The 20,452-nt window shown below is 73.9% G+C and carries 16 protein-coding genes, 1 tRNA gene and 1 riboswitch; of the genes, 14 read left to right on the forward strand and 3 right to left on the reverse strand.

The window, feature by feature from the left end; all coding sequences use genetic code 11:
- Nucleotides 1-30: 30 nt before the first annotated feature.
- The 5 genes from ACQ614_RS21390 (at nt 31) to ACQ614_RS21410 (ending at nt 6,562) form a co-directional block, all read left to right on the forward strand.
- Nucleotides 31-2,124, forward strand: coding sequence for an N-6 DNA methylase (locus tag ACQ614_RS21390; protein ID WP_431680104.1), 2,094 nt, complete (start codon nt 31-33; stop codon nt 2,122-2,124).
- Nucleotides 2,125-2,286: 162 nt separating this feature from the next.
- Nucleotides 2,287-2,931, forward strand: coding sequence for a hypothetical protein (locus tag ACQ614_RS21395; protein ID WP_431680105.1), 645 nt, complete (start codon nt 2,287-2,289; stop codon nt 2,929-2,931).
- Nucleotides 2,928-4,727, forward strand: coding sequence for a protein kinase domain-containing protein (locus ACQ614_RS21400; protein ID WP_431680106.1), 1,800 nt, complete (start codon nt 2,928-2,930; stop codon nt 4,725-4,727). Before ACQ614_RS21395 ends, ACQ614_RS21400 begins: the two co-directional genes overlap by 4 nt.
- A 124-nt stretch (nt 4,728-4,851) precedes the next feature.
- Nucleotides 4,852-5,490: a SurA N-terminal domain-containing protein gene (locus tag ACQ614_RS21405; protein WP_431680107.1), complete on the forward strand. Its 639-nt coding sequence runs from the start codon at nt 4,852-4,854 to the stop codon at nt 5,488-5,490.
- A gap of 79 nt (nt 5,491-5,569) precedes the next feature.
- Nucleotides 5,570-6,562 (forward strand): MazG family protein, encoded by a 993-nt coding sequence (locus tag ACQ614_RS21410; protein WP_431680108.1) that lies wholly within the window; start codon nt 5,570-5,572, stop codon nt 6,560-6,562.
- On the opposite strand, the gene ACQ614_RS21415 is transcribed toward ACQ614_RS21410, so the two are convergent.
- Nucleotides 6,520-6,948, reverse strand: coding sequence for an SDR family NAD(P)-dependent oxidoreductase (locus ACQ614_RS21415; protein ID WP_431680109.1), 429 nt, complete (start codon nt 6,946-6,948; stop codon nt 6,520-6,522). The genes ACQ614_RS21410 and ACQ614_RS21415 overlap by 43 nt on opposite strands.
- Before the next feature lie 227 nt (nt 6,949-7,175).
- Here ACQ614_RS21415 and ACQ614_RS21420 point away from each other — a divergent pair, with 227 nt between their 5' ends.
- The 7 genes from ACQ614_RS21420 (at nt 7,176) to ACQ614_RS21450 (ending at nt 15,105) form a co-directional block, all read left to right on the forward strand.
- Nucleotides 7,176-8,459, forward strand: a complete 1,284-nt coding sequence (locus tag ACQ614_RS21420) for a cytochrome P450 family protein (RefSeq protein ID WP_431680110.1) — start codon at nt 7,176-7,178, stop codon at nt 8,457-8,459.
- A gap of 193 nt (nt 8,460-8,652) precedes the next feature.
- Nucleotides 8,653-8,841: riboswitch (cyclic di-AMP (ydaO/yuaA leader) on the forward strand.
- A gap of 4 nt (nt 8,842-8,845) precedes the next feature.
- Nucleotides 8,846-9,685 (forward strand): transglycosylase family protein, encoded by an 840-nt coding sequence (locus ACQ614_RS21425; RefSeq protein ID WP_431680112.1) that lies wholly within the window; start codon nt 8,846-8,848, stop codon nt 9,683-9,685.
- A gap of 204 nt (nt 9,686-9,889) precedes the next feature.
- On the forward strand, nt 9,890-11,176 hold the full coding sequence (gene eno, locus ACQ614_RS21430; RefSeq protein ID WP_363495883.1) for a phosphopyruvate hydratase: 1,287 nt from the start codon (nt 9,890-9,892) through the stop codon (nt 11,174-11,176).
- Between the two features lie 98 nt (nt 11,177-11,274).
- Nucleotides 11,275-11,709, forward strand: coding sequence for an FtsB family cell division protein (locus ACQ614_RS21435; protein ID WP_363495886.1), 435 nt, complete (start codon nt 11,275-11,277; stop codon nt 11,707-11,709).
- Complete coding sequence (locus tag ACQ614_RS21440; RefSeq protein ID WP_363495889.1) at nt 11,706-12,362, forward strand: DUF501 domain-containing protein; 657 nt, start codon at nt 11,706-11,708, stop codon at nt 12,360-12,362. Before ACQ614_RS21435 ends, ACQ614_RS21440 begins: the two co-directional genes overlap by 4 nt.
- On the forward strand, nt 12,359-13,300 hold the full coding sequence (locus ACQ614_RS21445) for an exopolyphosphatase (RefSeq protein ID WP_431680114.1): 942 nt from the start codon (nt 12,359-12,361) through the stop codon (nt 13,298-13,300). The genes ACQ614_RS21440 and ACQ614_RS21445 overlap by 4 nt, the downstream gene beginning before the upstream one ends.
- Nucleotides 13,301-13,728: 428 nt before the next feature.
- Nucleotides 13,729-15,105: an NAD(P)/FAD-dependent oxidoreductase gene (locus ACQ614_RS21450; protein ID WP_431680115.1), complete on the forward strand. Its 1,377-nt coding sequence runs from the start codon at nt 13,729-13,731 to the stop codon at nt 15,103-15,105.
- A 334-nt stretch (nt 15,106-15,439) separates the two neighbouring features.
- On the opposite strand, the gene ACQ614_RS21455 is transcribed toward ACQ614_RS21450, so the two are convergent.
- Together ACQ614_RS21455 and ACQ614_RS21460 are read right to left on the reverse strand one after the other, a co-directional pair.
- Complete coding sequence (locus ACQ614_RS21455; protein WP_431680117.1) at nt 15,440-17,995, reverse strand: ABC transporter permease; 2,556 nt, start codon at nt 17,993-17,995, stop codon at nt 15,440-15,442.
- 48 nt (nt 17,996-18,043) lie between these two features.
- A complete protein-coding gene (locus ACQ614_RS21460; RefSeq protein ID WP_363495901.1) occupies nt 18,044-18,817 on the reverse strand; it encodes an ABC transporter ATP-binding protein in 774 nt (257 codons plus the stop codon).
- 305 nt (nt 18,818-19,122) lie between these two features.
- On the opposite strand from ACQ614_RS21460, the gene ACQ614_RS21465 reads away from it, so the two are divergent.
- Both ACQ614_RS21465 and ACQ614_RS21470 read left to right on the forward strand, forming a co-directional pair.
- Nucleotides 19,123-19,207: transfer RNA gene (locus tag ACQ614_RS21465), tRNA-Leu, on the forward strand.
- Nucleotides 19,208-19,316: 109 nt separating this feature from the next.
- Nucleotides 19,317-20,204, forward strand: coding sequence for a Bax inhibitor-1/YccA family protein (locus ACQ614_RS21470; RefSeq protein WP_431680119.1), 888 nt, complete (start codon nt 19,317-19,319; stop codon nt 20,202-20,204).
- Nucleotides 20,205-20,452 lie beyond the last annotated feature (248 nt).

Raw genomic sequence — 20,452 nt, forward strand, 5'->3', positions numbered from 1 at the left:
CGCGCCGCCGTCACCGACCGAGGAGCCCCGATGCCGGACCGTCCCGAGGTGACCGCCGTCGAGATCGCCCGACTGGCCGGCGTCGGCCGGGCCGCCGTCAGCAACTGGCGCCGCCGGCACGCCGACTTCCCCCAGCCCTCCGGCGGCACCGACAGCAGCCCGGCCTTCCGGCTCGACCAGGTCGAGGGCTGGCTGCGTGCCCAGGGCAAGATCGCCGAACTGCCGGTGCTGGAGCGTGCCCACCGCCAGCTGGAGACCCTGCGCGAACCGGACGGCCACCCCGCCGCCCCGCTCGTCGCCGCCGGCGCCGTCCTGCTGCTGCTCCACCGCGAGCCGTCCGCCCGGACCGACCTGCGCGACGAACCCGACACCCGGCTCGCCGGCGCGCTGCCCCGGCTGCTGCACCGCACCGCGCACGGCGTCCTCGGCCCCGAGGGCGCCGCCCTCCTCGGCCTGCCCGCCCTCGCCGGCGCCACCTTCCTCGACCTCGTCCGGCTGCTCGTCCGCCTCGCCGACGAGCACGGCCCGGCCGGTGCGTACGAGCAACTGCTCGCCCGGCACGCCGAGGGCGGGCCCCGGCAGCTCGCCACCACCCCGCCGGAGGCCGCCGCACTCCTCGCCGACCTGGCCGGCCCCTGCGGGAGCGTCCTCGACCCGGCCTGCGGCCTCGGCGCCCTGCTGCTCGCCGCCGGCCCGTCCGCCGCCCGCCACGGCCAGGACCTCGACCCCGTGCACACCGCCCTCGCCCTGCTCCGGCTGGCCCTGCACACCCCGCCCACCGCACCGGCCCCGCTCGCCCTCGCCCTCCGCCCCGGCGACTCGCTGCGCGCCGACGCCCACCCCGGCCTGGCCGCCGACGCCGTGCTCTGCCAGCCGCCGTACAACGAGCGCGACTGGGGCCACGACGAGCTGCAGTACGACTCGCGGTGGCCGAGCGGCCTCGTCCCTGCGCGCGGCGAGTCCGAACTCGCCTGGGTGCTGCACTGCCTGGCGCACACCCGCCCCGGCGGCCTCGCCGCCCTGCTGCTGCCGCCCACCGTCGCCGCACGCCGCGCCGGCCGCCGCATCCGGGCCGAACTCGTCCGCTCCGGCACGCTGCGCGCCGTCGTGGCACTGCCTGCGGGCGCCGCCCCGCCGTACGGCGTCCCGCTGCACCTGTGGCTGCTGCGCGGGCCCCGGCCCGGCGACGACTTCCGCCGGGTGCTGCTGCTGGACGCCGCCGCGGCCCACCCCGCCGCCGAGGGCGGCCGCGACCGGGTCGACTGGCCGGCCCTGCACCGCACCGTCCTCGACACCTGGCGGGCCTTCGACACCGCCGCCCGGGACGGCGGCCCGCTGCCCGCCGACCGTCCCGGCGTGCACCGCGCCGTACCCGCCCTCGACCTGCTCGACGACGAGACCGACCTCTCCCCGGCCCGCCACCTGCCCGCCGCCGCCCCGGACGGCGGCGCCGCCGCCCTGCTGCACCTGCAGGCCCGGCTCGCCGAGCTGCTCGCCGGCCCGGCCGACCCGGCCGCCGCCCTGCCCGCCGTCGCCGACGCCCCCGCGCCGGCCGGCCCGCCGACGGTGACGGTCGGCGAACTCGCCCGCGCCGGCGCCCTGGAGGTGCACTCCAGCGGCCAGGGGCCCGCCCTGCGGCCGGCGGTGACGGCCCGTCCGGCATCCCCGTCCTCACCGACCAGGACCTGCTGGCCGGCACCGCGCCGAGCGCCGCCGCGGCGGCCGGCGACACCGCCCTCACCACCCGCCCCGGCGACGTCCTCGCCCCCGCCCTCGGCGGCGGCACCGCCCGCGTCGTCCGGGCCGGCGGCCCGCTCGACGGCGTCGCCCTCGGCCCCCGCCTGCACCTGCTGCGCCCGGACCCGGCCCAGCTCGACCCCGACTTCCTGGCCGGCGTGCTGCGCGCCACCGGCAGCGCCCGCCGCGCCAGCAGCTACGCCTCCACCACCACCCGGCTGGACGTCCGCCGGGTGGAGCTGCCCCGCGTCCCGCCCGGCCGCCAGCACGAACTCGGCGCGGCCTTCCGGCGGATCGCCGACTTCGAGGCCGCCCTGGACCAGGCCGCCGCCCTCGGCCGCGCCCTCGCCCAGGGCCTCACCGACGGCCTGGCAGCAGGCGCGGTGACGGAGCGTTAGAGCGGACCCGGACGCCCGGGGCGGCCCCGGTCGTGCCCCGGCGAACCGTCCCGGCGGCGTCCGGGCGGCGTCCGGGCGGAAAGGCTCTGCTCCGCCGGGCGGTGTGGCGGTACGGTGTGCGACACACCCTCGATCACGCACAGGAGCGCGCATGTCCGGCCCCCTGTACGCGCAGTCCGGCCGCACCGCCGGAGGCCCGTTCAGCCTGCTGCACAGGATTCTCGTCTGCCTGGTGCCGCTCCTGACCTTCGGTCTGCTCGGCATGCTGCCCTCGGTGCTGCTCGCGGCCCGCCGCCGCCGGGCGGTGGACGTGCTCGGCGCGGTGGTGTTCGGGCTCGTCCAGCTGACCATGTACGTCGTGCTCGGCCTCTCGCCGAAGGACACCACCGGCACCTGGTACGCCGACGTCACCGGGCTGACCGCGATCCTGCTCTGGCTGGGGGCGCCCGCGCACTTCCTGGTCATGGACAGCCGGTCGATCTGGGGCACCCCCGCGGAGCCCGTCCAGGCCCACTGGCCCCCGCAGGGCCTGATCCTGCCGACGCAGTACCCGCCCGCGGCCCCCACGCCCCCCGCGCCCATGCCCGCCGTCCCGATGCCCTCCGGCCGGGTCCACCCCGGCCCGGTGCCCGCCGGGTACCCGGCGCAGCCGTATCCGCACGCCTACACGCCCGCCCCGGCCCAGCCCCCGGCGCCGAGCCCCGGCGCCCCCACCGTGCAGTCCGCGCCCGGCGCCGACGACCTCCAGCAGCTCGGTGAACTGCTGCGCCGTCAGGCCGGGGACGGCCGCCCGTGACCGCCGCCAGGGTGGTCGACGGCCGCTACCGGCTGACCGAGAAGATCGGGCACGGCGGCATGGGCCAGGTCTGGGCCGGGCACGACCAGCGCCTCGACCGCCGGGTCGCCGTCAAGCTGCTCCGCACCGACCTGCTCGGCCCCGAGGACACCACCCGCAGCCGCGCCGACGAACTGCGCCGCCGCTTCCTGCGCGAGAGCCGTATCAGCGCCGCGCTCGACCACCCCGGCCTGGTCACGGTCTTCGACGCGGGCGCCGACGGCGCCGAGCTCTACCTCGTCATGCAGCGGGTGCCCGGCGTCAGCCTCGCCGACCTGCTCGCCGAGGACGGCCCGCTCACCGTCGACCGGGCGGCGGCCGCCGCGGCCCAGATCTGCTCCGCGCTCGCCGCCGTGCACGCCGTCCCGGTCGTCCACCGCGATCTGAAGCCCAGCAATGTGATGGTCCGTCCGGACGGCCGGACCGTGCTGCTCGACCTCGGCATCGCCACCGCCCTCGACCCCGACGCCACCCGGCTCACCCTGACCGGCACCCCGATCGGCAGCCCCGCCTACATGGCGCCCGAACAGGCCCTCGCCGCCGGCGTCGACCCGCGCAGCGACCTCTACGCGCTCGGCTGCCTGCTGCACGAGATGCTCACCGGCGACGCGCCGTTCACAGCCCCGACCGCCCTCGGTGTGCTGCGCCGGCACGTCGACGAGCCGCCGCCGCCACTGCGCGAGCTGCGTCCGGAGGTCCCGGCGGCGCTGGAGCGGCTCGTCCTCGACCTGCTCGCCAAGCAGCCCGCCGACCGCCCCGCCGACGCCCAGCAGGTGTACGCCTCGCTGCTTCCGCTGCTGCCCGCCCCGACCGCCGGGCCGCAGCCCCCGTACGGCGCGCTGCCCGACCCCGCCCGCCCGTACCGCCACCCGCACCAGCCGCAGCCCGCCCGCACGGCGGCGCCGGCCCCGCTGCGGGTGCGGCTGCCCGCCCCGGCACCGGCGGGCGACCCCGCCGCGGCCGACCACGCCCCCGTGCTGATGGCCGCCGTCCCGGCCGCCGCCGGGCCGCCGCACACCCCGGAGCCGAACCGCACCCCGGAGCCGGCCCGCGCACCCGAGCCGGCCGAGGACCTGACCGCCGCCTGCGCCCGGCTCTCCGACCTGGTGGCCGCCCGCCGCCACACCGAGGTGATCGGCCTGGCCGCCCGGCTGCTGCCCAGGGCCGCCGCCGAACTCGGCGAGGGCGCCCCGCTGCTGCACACCGTCCGGACGATCTACGCCCGGACGCTGCTGGAGGAGGGCCGCGCCCAGGACGCGCTCGCCGAGTACCGGCTGCTGGCCTCCGCCACCGCGGCCGAGCGCGGCCCGTACGATCCGGCGGCGCTCGACCACCGCTACCGGGCGGCGGGCTGTCTGGAGCGGCTCGGCCGTTCTGCGGAGGCCCTGGCCGAGTACCGGGCGCTGACCGCCGCACTGCCGCCCGACTCGGACCAGGCCCTGGAGGTCCGCGAGCGCACCGGGCGGCTGCTGACCTCCGCCGGCGACCACGACGCGGCCTGGCACACCCTGCTCGAACTCCTGCTGGACACCGAGCGCCGCCGCGGCCCGCACCACGCCGACGTCCGGCGGCTGCGCGCACTGCTCGACCGGATCGGCGCCCTGCGCACCGCGACCCCGCTGCCCGGCGCCACCCCGTCGGCGCCCGCGGCCGGCACACCGCCGTCCGGGACGTCCCGGCCCGACCCGCGGCTGTTCGGCCAGGCCGGCCCGCCGCCGACCCCGGTGCCCGGCAACCCGTACGCCACCGGCGGCTGAGGCACGGCGCACACGGGCCCGCGTGCGGGGTCTGGGCAAGGCGCGGACGGCTCCCTATTGTTCACTCCAGTCAGGAGAACCATCGGACGCCATACGCCGCACCCACCGCCCCGGGAGGCCCCACGTGATCCGCATCCGCTCCGCCCTCCGCCCGGCCCGCACGGCCGCCGGCGTCCTGCTCGCGGCCGCCGTGCTGTCCGCGTGCGGCGGCGCCCCGGTGCACCAGGGCGCGGCGGCGGTGGTGGGCGGCGAACGGATCCCGATCGCCGAGGTGCAGGCCAAGGTGACCGCGCTGCGGGACGCAACGGCGGCCGCCGCACCCGAGAACGCCCGGCCGGAGCAGGCCGGCCTGGTCCGCCGGACGGTCGCCGAACTCGTCCTGGACCGGGTGATCGCCCGCGCCCTCGCCGACCGCGGACTGTCCGTCTCCGAGGGGGAGATCGCCGAGGCCCGGCAGGCCGACGCGAAGATGCTCGGCGGGGACGCCGCGCTGGAGCGGCAGCTGCTGCTCCGCCAGGGCGTGGCCGCGGCCGACGTCCCGGTCTTCTACCGGCAGCAGATCGGCATCCGCAAGATCGCCGCGGCGGCCGGCCAGGACCCGCGCACCGAGCAGGGCGACGCGGTCGTCCGCAAGGCCCTCGCCGAGGCCGGCACCGCCCTCGGCGTCGAGGTCAACCCGCGCTACGGCCGCTGGGACCCGGAGCAGATCGCCCTGGTCGACGCCACCACCGACTGGCTGCCCCGGCGCCCCGCCGCCGGCTGACCGCCCGCACCGCCGCCGGCCCGCACCCCGCTCCCCGAGCGCGGCCGGGCAGCAGGCCGGGAACGGTAGGTTCGGGGGTGTGGAGACTCCGAAGCTGATCCTGCTGACCACCACCCACCGGGTCGCCCCCGGCCTGCTGTCCTGGCCGGCCTGGGAGGCCCTGCGCTCGGCCGGCCGGGTGCTGGCCGCCGACCCGGCGCACCCGCAGCTGCCCGCCGTCCGGCAGGCCGGGGTGGAGGTGGAGATCGTCGAGCGGACGTCCGCGCCGGCACTGGCCCGCCTGCTGGCCGGGGCCGCGCCCGTGCTCTGGCTGGGCAGCCCGGACGGCGACCCGGGCCTGACCGACGCGCTCGCCCGGCTGGCGGTCGAGGAGGCCGGCTCGGTGCCGGAGATCGAGCTGCTGCCGGGCTCGTACGACCTGCCGGGGGCGCGGCTGCTCGACCTGGCCTCGGTGATGGACCGGCTCCGCTCGCCCGGCGGCTGCCCGTGGGACGCCGAGCAGACCCACGAGTCGCTGGTGAAGTACCTGGTCGAGGAGGCGTACGAGCTCGTCGAGGCGATCGAGGAGGGCGACCGCGAGACGCTGCGCGAGGAGCTCGGGGACGTGCTGCTGCAGGTCTTCTTCCACTCCCGGATCGCCGAGGAGCACCCCGAGGACCCGTTCTCCGTGGACGACGTGGCCGGCGACATCGTGGAGAAGCTGATGTACCGGCACCCGCACGTCTTCGGCGACGTCGAGGCGACCGGCTCCGACCAGGTCGAGGCCAACTGGGAGCAGCTGAAGGCCGCGGAGAAGCAGCGCGAGTCGGTGCTCGACGGCGTGCCGTCGGGCCTGCCCGCACTGGCGTACGCGGCCAAGCTGGTGTCGAGGGTGCGCCGGGCCGGCTTCACGGCGGTGCCGGACGCGCCGTACGAGCTGCCCGGCGAGCTGACCGCGGAGAGCGCCGGCGAGCTGCTGCTGGCCGTGGCGCAGCGGGCGTACGACGCCGGGGTGGACGTCGATGCGGCGCTGCGCGGTGCCGCGCGCCGCTACCGGACGGCCGTGCGGACGGCCGAGGGGCTGTCGGACTGACGCTGCGGGGGCACGACCTCGCTGATCGCCTCGCCGACCAGGGCGAGCAGCTCGGCGAGCGGGGCGAGGCTGTCGGGCAGGTCGGCGAAGGAGACGATCCGCTCGCCGTGCGGGCCGGCGACCGCGAAGAGGTCGATCGGGCCGAGGTGCTTGGTGGCGGTCTCCACCAGGGCGGCGATGTCGCTCGGCTGGTGGGCGTCGCCGCTGACGCCGACCACCGGGCAGCCCGGGCGGTCGAGCTCGGTGGCCAGGTCCTCCGCCACGCCGGGGCGCAGGTCGGCGACGAGCATGCCCGCGGCCCCTGCGGCGGCGAAGCGGCGGGCGAGGTCCGCCCCCTCGCCCCCGCTGAGTACGGCGATGACCACCACTGCCCCGGCTACTCGCACGGCCTGCTCCTCTCTGAGCACGCTTCCCCGTGGACGGCACCGCACGGCCGCCCGTCATCGGTTATCGGAGGATCGTAGGCACCCCGCGACCCTCCGCAACAGGGATTACCCCCCAGGTGACCAGACTCACGCCCGTCCGGGCGGACGGTCCGGGGCGTGTCCCACGGGTGCACGGCGGACGGTGCCTGGCGTCGGGCGGGCCGCCGTCCAGCGGATACCGTCGGGGCATGCCGGAGACGTCCCGAACCGACCAGCCCGAACTCTTCACCTGGGAGTTCGCCGCCGACCCGTACCCCGCCTACGCCTGGCTGCGCGAGCACGCGCCGGTGCACCGCACCACGCTGCCCAGCGGAGTGGAGGCCTGGCTGGTGACCCGGTACGCGGACGCCCGGCAGGCCCTCGCGGACAGCAGGCTGTCGAAGAACCCGGTGCACCACAGCGAGCAGGCGCACCGCTCCGGCCGGGTCGGCATCCCGGGTGAGCGGCAGGCCGACCTGATGACGCACCTGCTGAACATCGACCCGCCGGACCACACCCGGCTGCGCCGGCTGGTGTCCAAGGCGTTCACCCCGCGGCGGGTCGCGGAGTTCGAGCCGCGGGTGCAGCAGCTCACCGACCGGCTGATCGACTCCTTCGCCGGGCGCGGCACCGCCGACCTGATCCACGAGTTCGCCTTCCCGCTGCCGATCTACGCGATCTGCGACCTGCTGGGCGTGCCGCCCGAGGACCAGGACGACTTCCGGGACTGGGCCGGAATGATGATCCGACACCACGGAGGGCAGCGCGGCGGCGTCGGCCGGGCCGTGAAGCGGATGCGCGGCTACCTAGCGGAGCTGATCCACCGCAAGCGGGCCGACCCCGGCGACGACCTGATCTCCGGGCTGATCAGGGCCAGCGACCACGGCGAGCACCTGACCGAGAACGAGGCCGCGGCGATGGCCTTCATCCTGCTGTTCGCCGGCTTCGAGACCACCGTCAACCTGATCGGCAACGGCCTGTACGCGCTGCTGCGCAACCCCGGCCAGCGGGCGCTGCTCCAGGAGTCGCTGGCCCGCGGCGAGAGCGGCCTGCTGGAGACCGGGATCGAGGAGCTGCTCCGCTACGACGGGCCGGTGGAGCTGGCCACCTGGCGGTTCGCGACCCGGCCGCTGGCGATCGGCGGGGTGGAGATCCCGGTCGGCGACCCGGTGCTGGTCGTGCTGGCGGCGGCCGACCGCGACCCGGCCAGGTTCGCCGACGAGAACACCCTGGACCTCGCCCGCACCGACAACCCGCACCTGGGCTTCGGCCACGGCATCCACTACTGCATCGGTGCGCCGTTGGCCCGGCTGGAGGGCCGGGCGGCGCTGGCGACGCTGCTGACCAGGCTGCCCGACCTCGCGCTGGCCGCCGACCCGGCCGACCTGCGCTGGCGCGGCGGCCTCATCATGCGGGGGCTGCGCGAGCTGCCGGTCGCCTTCACCCCGAAGGCGGACGTTCCACCGCCGCCCGGGCGGGACGACACCGCCTGACGGTGTGTCGTGTCGCCGCCGGGAGACCGGGACTGAACACTCATCAATCAGGACAAACCAGTATCGTTCGTGGGCGATAATCAGTTCGCCGTAATTCTTGCGTGATATGAGCGATATGAGCTTGTGATCGGTCGTCGGCTCTGCCTACTCTCCGGATCAGTCCGCAGCAGCGGACCCCGGCTGCGGAAACGCCGAATCCTGTCCGCCGCATCCCGGGCCTGACGACCGAAGACGAAGGACAGGGGCGGGGGAACCACGTTCGTCGCCGTCCCCACGGCTAGGGGTGAAGCCGCGTCAGCAGGACCCCTCCTGCGGCCGCGGCCGGGCCAAGCCTCCCGGTCCGAACCCGACAGCTCACCTCGCAGGCGTTCGGAGAGGGACAACCCATGCTCTTCACCGGACCTGGCCGCCACCGCCGCAGGACCTCCGCCGAGAAGGCGGTCGCCGTCGCGGGTGTCGCCGGTGTCGGCCTCGCCATGCCGCTGCTCACCGCGGCGGGCGCGCATGCCGCCCCCGTCTCGATCTGGGACAAGGTCGCCCAGTGCGAGAGCGGCGGGAACTGGAAGATCAACACCGGCAACGGCTACTACGGCGGGCTGCAGTTCAGCGCACGCACCTGGAAGGGGTTCGGCGGCGCCCGGTACGCGCCGCTCGCCCACCAGGCGAGCAAGAGCCAGCAGATCGCCGTCGCCGAGAAGGTGCTGGCCTCCCAGGGGCCCAATGCGTGGCCGGTCTGTTCCAAACGCGCCGGCCTGACCCGCGCCTCCGCCTCGAGTACCGGGGCGGCCGGCACCGCCCAGTCCGGCACCGCCCAGTCCGGTAGCGGGCAGTCCGGCAGCGGGCAGCGCTCGGGCTCGCCGCGGTTCCCCGGCCACGGCGGGTGGGACGCGTCCGGCGGCGTGTACTGGTACCAGAAGGACGACCGCTGGTACTGGACGGCGCACCGCGAGATCTACGAGCGGTACCTGCCGCCGACCCCGGCCGGGCCGGCCGGCGGCGACGACGGGGACGCCGCGGCGGAGGACTCCGGGCGGACGCTCCAGGCCGTCCCCGTCCCCGCGGTCGGCCGCGCGACGTACACCGTGCAGCCCGGCGACACGCTCTCCGGCATCGCCGCCGACCGCGGCCAGGCCGGCGGCTGGGAGCAGCTGTACGCGAACAACAGGGAGGTCGTCGGCGCCGACCCCGACCTGATCCTGCCCGGCCAGCAGCTGCAGCTGGACTGACGGACCGGCACTGTACGAACGGCCCGTCCGCCCGCGGGGCGGCACCCGGGGGCGGACGGCCGGTTTTGTGGTCCTTCAGGTGAACTACCGGCGAGTAGCCAGGTCACACGGTGAGACAGGGCCATGCGCGGCGTGGCCCCGTGGGCCCGTGCGGTTAGGCTCTGGTCGTAACGACCCTCATCCGCTTCCGCTAGGAGATGCCTCGTGCCGTCCATTGATGTCGTCGTAGCCCGCGAAATCCTCGACTCCCGCGGTAACCCCACGGTCGAGGTCGAGGTCGGCCTCGACGACGGCAGCACCGGTCGTGCCGCTGTCCCGTCCGGTGCCTCCACCGGTGCCTTCGAGGCCCTGGAGCTTCGCGACGGCGACAAGAACCGCTACTTCGGCAAGGGCGTGGAGAAGGCCGTCCTCGCCGTCATCGAGCAGATCGGCCCGGAGCTGGTCGGCTACGACGCCACCGAGCAGCGCCTGATCGACCAGGCCATGCTCGACCTGGACGCCACCCCCGACAAGTCCTCGCTCGGCGCCAACGCCATCCTCGGCGTCTCCCTCGCCGTGGCGCACGCCGCCTCCGAGGCCAGCGACCTGCCGCTGTTCCGCTACCTGGGCGGCCCCAACGCGCACGTCCTGCCGGTGCCGATGATGAACATCCTCAACGGCGGCTCGCACGCGGACTCCAACGTCGACATCCAGGAGTTCATGATCGCCCCGATCGGCGCGGAGTCCTTCTCCGAGGCCGTCCGCTGGGGCGTCGAGGTCTACCACACCCTCAAGGGCGTGCTGAAGGAGCGCGGCCTGTCCACCGGCCTCGGCGACGAGGGCGGCTTCGCGCCGAACCTGGACTCCAACCGCGAGGCCCTCGACCTGATCGTCGAGGCCATCAAGAAGGCCGGTTACACCCCGGGCAAGGACGTCGCGCTCGCCCTGGACGTCGCGTCCTCCGAGTTCCACAACGACGGCGCCTACACCTTCGAGGGCAAGGCGATCTCCTCCGCCGAGCTCATCGACTACTACGCCGAGCTGGTCGCCGCGTACCCGCTGGTCTCCATCGAGGACCCGCTGGACGAGTCGGACTGGGACGGCTGGAAGGCCATGACCGACAAGCTGGGCGACAAGGTCCAGCTGGTCGGCGACGACCTGTTCGTCACCAACCCGGAGCGCCTGCGCCGCGGCATCGAGACCGGCACCGCCAACGCGCTGCTGGTGAAGGTCAACCAGATCGGCTCGCTCACCGAGACCCTGGACGCCGTCGAGCTGGCCCAGCGCAACGGCTACCGCTGCATGATGTCGCACCGCTCCGGCGAGACCGAGGACGTCACCATCGCCGACCTCGCCGTCGCCACCAACTGCGGCCAGATCAAGACCGGCGCCCCGGCCCGCTCCGAGCGCGTCGCCAAGTACAACCAGCTGCTGCGCATCGAGGAGATCCTCGACGACGCCGCCGAGTACGCGGGCCGCGGCGCGTTCCCGCGGTTCAAGTTCGAAGGCTGACACCCCGCGGCTGACACACGGCCGCTGGACCGGTGCCCCGGCAACCACCCCGTAGGGTGGGGGCCGGGGCACCGGCGTGAGCAGGAGGGGTACGAGCGATGTGGAAGATCCCGGGACTGGCGGGGCGACCGCGCTTCACCAGCCGCGCGACCGTGCTCGTGCTCGTCCTGTGCTCGCTGGTGGCGATACTCGCCTACCCCGCAAGGCAGTTCCTGACGCAGCGCTCGGAGATCGCCGACCAGCGGGCGAGGGCGGAGCACGCCCGGCAGCAGGTCGACGAACTCCGCCGGGCGAAGGCCCGCTGGCAGGACCCGGAGTACGTGAAGGCGCAGGCCCGCGAGCGGCTGCACTTCGCGATGCCCGGTGAGACCCCGTTCGTCTCGGTCGACCCGTCGGCCACCGCCGGGCCGGCCTCCGCCGACGCCCTGCCCACCGGCCCGGTCAGGGCCGCCAAGCCCTGGTACACCACCGTCCTCGACTCGGTCGACCTGGCCGACTCGACCACCGCCCCTCACGAAGACAGCACCCCATGACTTCTGAACAGCACCCCGGCACCCCCTCCGGCCCCGCCGTGCCGGACGCCGACGTCGCCGCCATCGCCGCCCAGCTCGGCCGGGTCCCGCGAGGGCTGCGCGGCGTGGCCCACCGCTGCCCCTGCGGCAACCCCGACGTGGTCGAGACGGCCCCCCGGCTGCCCGACGGCACGCCGTTCCCCACGCTCTACTACCTGACCTGCCCCAAGGCCGCCTCGCTGATCGGCACCCTGGAGGCCGACGGTGTGATGAAGGATCAGAGCGCCCGGCTCGCCGAGGATCCGGAGCTCGCCGCCGCCTACCGCGCGGCCCACGAGGACTACATCGCCCGCCGCGACGCCATCGAGGTGCTGGAGGGCTTCCCGAGCGCCGGCGGCATGCCGGACCGGGTGAAGTGCCTGCACGTCCTGGTCGGCCACTCGCTGGCCGCCGGACCGGGCGTCAACCCGCTCGGCGACGAGGCGCTCGGCATGCTGGAGGACTGGTGGGCCAAGGGCCCCTGCGTCTCCGCGGAGGAGGTGGAGGCCGCCGGCGAGCGCGTCCTCCGCAACCGCGCCAAGGACCAGGACCACGCCGCCGTCATCGCGGCCAAGGAGCAGAAGACCGCCGAGCGCGCGGCCAAGCGCGCCCGCGCCGAGGAGGAGGGCCAGTGACCGCAACCCGGGTCGCCGCGATCGACTGCGGCACCAACTCCATCCGGCTGCTGATCGCCGACCTCGACCCGGCCACCGGCGCGATCACCGACCTCGACCGCCGGATGGTCATCAACCGGCTCGGCCAGGGCGTGGACTCCACCGGCCGCCTCCACCCCGACGCCCTGGAGCGCACCTTCGCGGCCTGCCGTGAGTACGCGGAGATCATCACCGCGCACGGCGTGGGCCCGGAGCGGATCCGCTTCGTCGCCACCAGCGCCTCCCGGGACGCCGAGAACGCCGCCGAGTTCACCGAGGGCGTGCACGCCGTTCTCGGCGTCACCCCCCAGGTGGTCAGCGGCGAGGAGGAGGCCCACCTCTCCTTCACCGGCGCCACCAAGGAGCTCACCGGCGGCTCGTTCAAGCCGCCCTTCCTGGTCTTCGACCTCGGCGGCGGCTCCACCGAGTTCGTGCTCGGCGGCGAGGACGTGCAGGCCGCCCGCTCGGTGGACATCGGCTGCGTGCGGCTGACCGAGCGCCACTTCGCCGGCACCGAACTGCCCTCCGAGGAGCAGATCGCCCGCGCCCGGGCCGACATCGGCGCCGCGCTCGACACCGCCGCCGAGGCCGTCCCGCTCACCGAGGCGGCCACCCTGGTGGGCCTCGCCGGCACCGTCACCACGGTGGCCGGCATCGTGCTCGGCCTGCCCGCGTACGACTCCGAGAAGATCCACCACGCCAGGCTCTCCGTGGAGCAGGTCCGCGAGACCGCGCTGAAGCTGCTGCACTCCACCCACGCCGAGCGGATGGCCATCCCGGTGATGCACCCCGGCCGGGCCGACGTGATCGGCGCCGGCGCGCTCGTCCTGCTGGAGATCATGGAGCGCACCGGCGCCTCCGAGGTGGTCGTCAGCGAGCACGACATCCTCGACGGCATCGCCTGGAGTATCGCCCCCTGACCTGCTGAGGGCCTTACCCGAGCGGCCCCGGAGCGCCCCCGCGGCGCCCGGGGCCGCCGCCTGTACCGCGTGTCGCAAGAACCTTCGTGAATTTCTTCACATGGCCGACCGGCCTTTCGGCGCACTCCGGTGTCCGGTCCGTCCGATATGTGGGACCGAAGGTCGCCCTCCGTGTCCAGCCAGCGGATCGCAGGCTGAGCTCGCCTGTCGGCGATGGATTCGAAATTCCGCTCGGGAACTCCGGCGTGACCGGGATCGTTGCTGCTCAGCGCGGCCATGACCGCCCCCGGGCTCACCCGGCACCGCCCCGCGCAGTGAGCGGGCCGCTACACCCCCGAAATGCGGCCGCGCAGTGTAGCAGAGGGTGTCCAGAGGCTTGTGACGGGCCTCACGAAGTGCCCGTCAGATGGGGGTGGATACTTTCGGATATGAGCACCACGGAGCGTCCTCGCATCCTCATTGTCGGCGGTGGTTACGTCGGCCTGTATGCCGCGATGCGCATCCTCAAGAAGATGCGTTACGGCGAAGCGACCGTCACGGTCGTCGACCCGCGGTCGTACATGACGTACCTGCCCTTCCTTCCCGAGGCGGCCGGCGGCAACGTCGCGCCCCGCAACCTCGTCGCGCCGCTGCGCAGCGCCCTCAAGAAGGCGGAGGTGCTCACCGGTGCGGTCACCGGTGTGGACCACGCCCGCAAGGTCGCCACCATCCAGCCCGCGGCCGGCGACTCGTACGAGCTGCCCTTCGACTACCTGGTCGTCGCCACCGGCTCGGTCTCGCGCACCTTCCCGATCCCGGGTCTCGCCGAGCACGGCATCGGCATGAAGACGGTCGAGGAGGCGATCAGCCTCCGCAACCACGTCATGGCGCAGCTCGACAAGGCCGAGTCCACCACCGACGCGGACGTCCGCCGCAAGGCGCTGACCTTCGTGGTCGTCGGCGGCGGCTTCGCCGGTGTCGAGACGATCGCCGAGATCGAGGACATGGCCCGCGACGCGGCCAAGATCTACAAGACCGTCAGCCGCGACGACATGCGCTTCATCCTGGTCGAGGCGGCCAACCGCATCCTCCCGGAGATGGGCCCGGACCTCGGTCTGTGGACCAAGGAGAAGCTCGAAGAGCGCAACATCGAGATCTACATCGAGACCTCGATGGACTCCTGCGTCGACCAGCACGTCGTCCTGAAGAACGGTGTCGAGGCCGACGCCTCCACCATCGTCTGGACGGCCGGCGTCAAGCCGAACCCGGTGCTGGCCAACTTCGGCCTCCCGCTCGGCCCGCGCGGCCACGTCGACACCGCTCCCACCCTCCAGGTGCAGGGCTTCGACTACGTCTGGTCCGCCGGCGACAACGCCCAGGTCCCGGACCTCGCCGTCGGCGAGGGCGCCTGGTGCCCGCCGAACGCCCAGCACGCGGTGCGTCAGGCCCTGGTCCTCGCCGACAACGTGGTCTCCGGCATGCGTGGCTTCCCGCAGAAGGAGTACAAGCACAAGAACCTCGGTGCGGTCGCCGGCCTCGGCCTGCACAAGGGTGTGGCGATCCTCTTCGGCAAGTACAAGCTGAAGGGCCGTCCGGCCTGGTGGTTCCACCGCCTGTACCACGGCAGCCGGGTGCCCACCATGAACCGCAAGATCCGCGTGTTCACCGACTGGACGCTGGCGATGTTCCTCAAGCGCGAGACCGTCGGCCTCGCCGAGATGGAGAAGCCGTTCGAGGCGTTCCAGGAGGCCGCAGGCCCCGCCAAGGCCATTCCGGCCCAGGCGAAGCCGGCTGTCGCCGAGAAGGAGCTCGCCACCAGCAAGTAAGCGACTGTGACCCCGGCCGTGCAGGCCGGGGATGAGTCGGAGGCCCTCCGCCCGGCAACGCCGCCGGACCACGACCTCCGTGGTGCTCAGCCGGCCGTGCGAGCCGGGCGGAGTACAGAAGTGACCGAAGGCCCCCGCCGTAACCGGGCGGGGGCCTTCGGCGTGCCCGGGGCGTGCCGTCCGGGGGCGCCCGGGCACCCGCAGGGGCGCATCCGGCTGACGGCACGTCCGGGGATGCCCGGGGCTGCGTCCCGGGGCCGTACCGGGCCCGCTACGGGACGGCACAGGGCCCCGACACCTGGTCGGTGCCGGGGCCCTGTGCGGAGCCGGAGGGTCAGTCCGTCTTGATGGCGGAGAGGATGTCCAGCCGGGAGGCGCGGCGGGCCGGCCAGATCGCGGCCACCATGCCCACCAGCCCGGCCAGCGCCAGGAAGACCAGCAGCTTGCCGTACGGGAGGACGGTGCCCAGGCCCGGCATGCTGGACTCCAGGGTGCCGTTGACCGCCCAGGCCAGGAAGCAGCCGAGCAGGACGCCGATCACCGCGCCGAACATCGAGATCACCACGGACTCCAGCCGGACCATCCGCTTGATGCCGCGCCGGTCGAGGCCGATCGCGCGGAGCATGCCGATCTCCCGCTTCCGCTCGAAGACGGACATCGCCAGCGTGTTGATCACGCCGAGCACGGCGACCAGCACCGACATCGCCAGCAGGCCGTACATCAGGTTCAGCATGAAGGTGATGATCTTGTTGAACTCGTCCCGGATGTCCTGCTTGGTCCGGACCTCGATCACCGGGTTGCTGCCGGTGGCGTCCTTGATCGCCTTGCGCAGGCCGTCACTCGGACCGTCGGAGGCCTTCACCAGGATCTGGGTGACGTACGGGTCCTCGGCGTGCTTGAACACCTCGGTGTTGGCGATCACCACCGGCGAGAGCAGCTCGTTCTTCTGGAAGACGCCGCCGACCGTGACCTGGCCCTTGCTGCCGTCCGGGTACTCCACCGACAGGGTGGAGCCGACCGACAGGTTGTGGCTCTTCGCGGTGTCCGCCTCGACCAGGATGCCGCCCTGCTTCAGCGCGCCGACCGAGCCGCTGTCGAGCGTCAGCGAGACCAGCCGGTCGACCGCGTCGGCGTCCACACCGCTGATCGCGCGGTCCTGACCGTCCAGCATCCAGTACACGTCGGTCATCGGGCTCACCGCGGCCACGCCCGGCACCTTGGCGACCGAGGCGGCCAGCTTCGGGTCGGGGGAGATGCCGTTGGCGGTCTTGATGCTGTAGTCCGCCTTCATGCTGCTGGTCACCGAGCGGTCGACGGCCTCGCCGACCGAGGCGCCGAGCACCGTCAGCGAGCTGACCAGGGCCAGGCCGATGGTGAGCGCGGCAGCGGTGGCGGCGGTGCGGCGCGGGTTGCGCACCGCGTTCTGCCGGGCCAGCCGGCCGGCGGTGCCCGCCGGGCGCAGCAGCGGGCCGACCAGGGCGATCACCGGGCGGGACAGCAGCGGCAGCAGGATGAAGATGCCGATCATGGCCAGGCCCGCACCGGCGGCCACCGGCATCCGGCCCGAGGAGTCGCCGGACGCGGCGCCGAGGGCGACCAGGCCCAGGCCGCCGGCCGCGATCAGACCGCCGATCACGTTGCGGACGATCAGGCTCTTCTGCGGGGCGGGCTGGTCGCCGCTGCTCATGGCGGCGACCGGGGCGATCCGCGAGGCGCGGACGGCGGGCAGCAGTGCGGAGAGCGTGGTGACCACGACGCCGACCACCAGGGAGACCACGATCGTCGCGGGGGCCACCACCAGGCTGCCGGCCGGCAGGCCCGCGTCCAGGGCGTCGAGCACGGCACGCATTCCGGCGCCGATGCCGATGCCGGTGACCAGGCCGGCAACCGAGGCGATGATGCCGATCAGCAGCGCCTCGATCAGCACCGAGCGGGTGACCTGGCCGCGGCCGGCGCCGACCGCGCGCAGCAGGGCCAGCTCGCGGGTGCGCTGGGCGACCAGCATGGTGAAGGTGTTGGCGATGATGAAGATGCCGACGAAGAGCGAGATACCGGCGAAGGCGAGCAGCGCGGTCTTCATGCCGGAGGTGCCGTCGGCGATCATCTTCGTCTGGCTGTCGGTCAGCTCCTGGCCGGTCTCGGCCTGCATCTGGCCGTCACCCGGCAGGACCGGGGTGATCTGCTGCAGCAGGGCGGACTGCGAGGTGCCCGGCTTCGCCGTCACCGTGATGGTGCTGTACTGGCCGGGCGCCAGCAGCAGCTGCTGGGCGGTGGCGTTGTCGAAGAGGGTCAGCGTGCCGCCGGACTCGACCTGCGGGTCGTCGGTGGTGAAGACGCCGACCAGCGTCCGCTCCACGGCCGGGCCGTCGGAGGCCGTCCGGACGCGGTCGCCGAGCCGGTAGCCGCCCTTCTCGGCGGTGCGGCGGTCGAGGGCGATCTCCTGGGAGGTCTTCGGGCCGCGGCCCTCGGCCATCGGGTAGCGGGAGTCCTTGCCGGAGGCGTCCGGCAGGAAGTTGCCGCCGCGGGAGCTCCAGCCCTGGCCGATCAGGTCGCCCTTGCGGTCGGCGACGCCGACGAAGCCGCCGACACTGCCGCGGGCGCGCTCGGTGCCGGGCAGCGCGGCGATCTTCGCCACGGTGTCGTCGGTGAGCTTCGCCTGGTTCTTCCCGCTCTTCTCACGGGCGCGGAAGATCGAGTCGGCGACCGGGTCGGTGACCTGGACGGAGACGTCCGAGTAGCTCTTGGAGAGGCTGTTCTTCATGGCCTCGCCGAGCGTGTCGGAGAAGACCATGGTGCCGGCCACGAAGGCCGTGCCCAGCATGACGGCGAGCGCCGTCATCAGCAGTCGGCCCTTGTGGGCCAGCACGTTGCGCAGTGCGGTGCGGTACATGGATGGGTGTCCTGGAGGAGTCGGTGCGGGCGGGCTGCGGAGGGCGCGTCAGCTGGTGCGGCCCTTGGCGTCGAAGCGGCGCATGCGGTCCAGGACGGTGTCGGCGGTCGGGGCGATCAGCTCGTCGACGATCCGGCCGTCGGCGAGGAAGACGACACGGTCGGCGTACGAGGCGGCGACCGGGTCGTGCGTCACCATCACGACGGTCTGGCCGAGTTCGCGCACCGAGTTGCGCAGGAAGGAGAGGATCTCCGCGCCGGAGCGGGAGTCGAGGTTGCCGGTCGGCTCGTCGGCGAAGATGATCTCCGGCTTGGAGGCCAGCGCGCGGGCGCAGGCGACACGCTGCTGCTGCCCGCCGGAGAGCTGGGAGGGGCGGTGCGAGAGCCGGCCGGAGAGGCCGACCGTGTCGACCACGCGGTCCAGCCACTGCTTGTCCACCCGGGTGCCCGCGATGTCCATGGGCAGGGTGATGTTCTCCAGCGCGGTCAGCGTGGGCAGCAGGTTGAAGGCCTGGAAGATGAAGCCGATCTTGTCCCGGCGGAGCCGGGTGAGCTGCTTGTCCTTCAGGCCGACCAGCTCCGTCCCGCCGATGGTCGCGGAGCCGGAGCTCACCGTGTCGAGGCCCGCCATGCAGTGCATCAGGGTCGACTTGCCGGAGCCGGAGGGCCCCATGATGGCGGTGAACTCGCCCTGGGCGAAGGCCACGCTCACGTCGTCCAGCGCGACCACACGGGTCTCGCCCGCCCCGTAGACCTTGCTCAGGCCGTCGGCTCGGGCGGCCGCCTGGCCGGTGCGGACGGCGGATGCGGTCGTCGTGGTCACGAGGGCTCCTGTCGGGAGGGTGCGGGCTGTCTACTCGATCGTCTCCTGCGTGATCATGGACTTCGTCGCTCCGGCGAACGGTTCCCGCGACCGCCACCAGGCGTATCCGGAACGTGTCCCCTCCTCCTGCGGTATGACACCGACCCTGAGAAGCGCCGCTGGCCGGATCTCATCGCAAGGGTGGCCGAATCGCGGACTGTTCGTCAGATGGCAAGGAAACATGACAACTTCCGATGGCCCGAACATGCGAAACGGGCATCGGGGCGACTAGGCTCAGGGGAGCCCGACACGGGCGCGCGGTTCACGCCCGGGTGGTGGAACGCAGACACGGGCAGCTTAAAACTGCTTGGCCGCGAGGCCGTGCCGGTTCGAGTCCGGCCCCGGGCACCAGCGCCACTGTGGCGCCGCAGGAGATCCTCCTCACGGCGTACGCGAATTCTTTTGCCAAACCATTACCCTGTTCCCGTGGGTGGCGCCGTGCCGCCCCGGAGGGAATGAGATGAGAAGCAGCAACCCGGTCTTCTCGCGGGAGGGCTCCTTCACCCGCGACACCGGATACGCGGGGTTCGACACCGCCCGGCAGCCCCACGCCGGCGACCCGTACGCCAACAACCCGTACGCCGCCAACCCCTACGGTGCCAACCCCTACGCGCGGCCCGACGGCACCCAGCTGACGGACGACCAGCTGGTCGAGATGTACCAGGCCCCGTCCGCGGGCCCGCTGCAGACCGGCCGGATGACCATGGACGACGTGGTCGCCCGGACGACGCTCACCCTGCTCACCCTGGTCGCCGCCGGTGCGCTCGCCTGGTTCGCGCTCCCCGACGAGGGCTACGCCTTCGCCGCCGGTGCCGCCCTGGCCGCCTTCGTCGTCGGTCTCGTCATCACCTTCAAGCGGAGCGTCAGCGCCCCGCTGATCCTGGTCTACGCCGGCCTGGAGGGCTTCTTCCTCGGCGCGGTCACCAAGGTCTTCAACACGATCCTGCCCGGCATCGCCGTCCAGGCCGTGCTCGGCACCGCCGTGGTCTTCGGCGCCATGCTGATCGCCTACAAGAGCGGCCGGATCAGGGTCACCCCCCGGTACACCCGGATCGGCCTGGCCATCGCCATGGGCTTCCTCGGCCTGCTCCTGGTCAACATGATCGCCTCGATGTTCGGCGCGGACTTCGGCCTGCGCTCCGGCCCGCTCGGCATCGCCGTCGGCCTGGTCGGCATCGCCCTGGGCGCCTTCTTCCTCTCGCTGGACTTCGCCGAGATCGAGAACGCGATCCGCTGCGGCGCCCCGCAGCAGGAGGCCTGGCGCGCCGCCTTCGGCCTCACCCTCTCGCTGGTCTGGACCTACCTCGAGATGCTGCGCCTCATCGCGATCCTCCGCGGCGACGACTGACCGAGCCGCACCACAGAACAGCCCCCGGCAATGCCGGGGGCTGTTCTGTTCTGTCGCCCGCCCGCCTCCGGGCCCTCTGGACCCGGCGCCGACGGTCTCCCCCGGCCTGACGGCCGGGAGGTGCCCGTATGCTCCGTCGCTGCGCTCCCTCGCTCGCCCTCCTGCCCGCCGACGGGCAGGAGGGGCCCACCCTTTCGGCACCGGCGGACCCTTCGGCTCGGGGCGGAGGGTGCGGGCCGATACCCTCG

This window comes from Kitasatospora dryopteridis, assembly GCF_050749075.1.
Lineage (GTDB): Bacteria > Actinomycetota > Actinomycetes > Streptomycetales > Streptomycetaceae > Kitasatospora.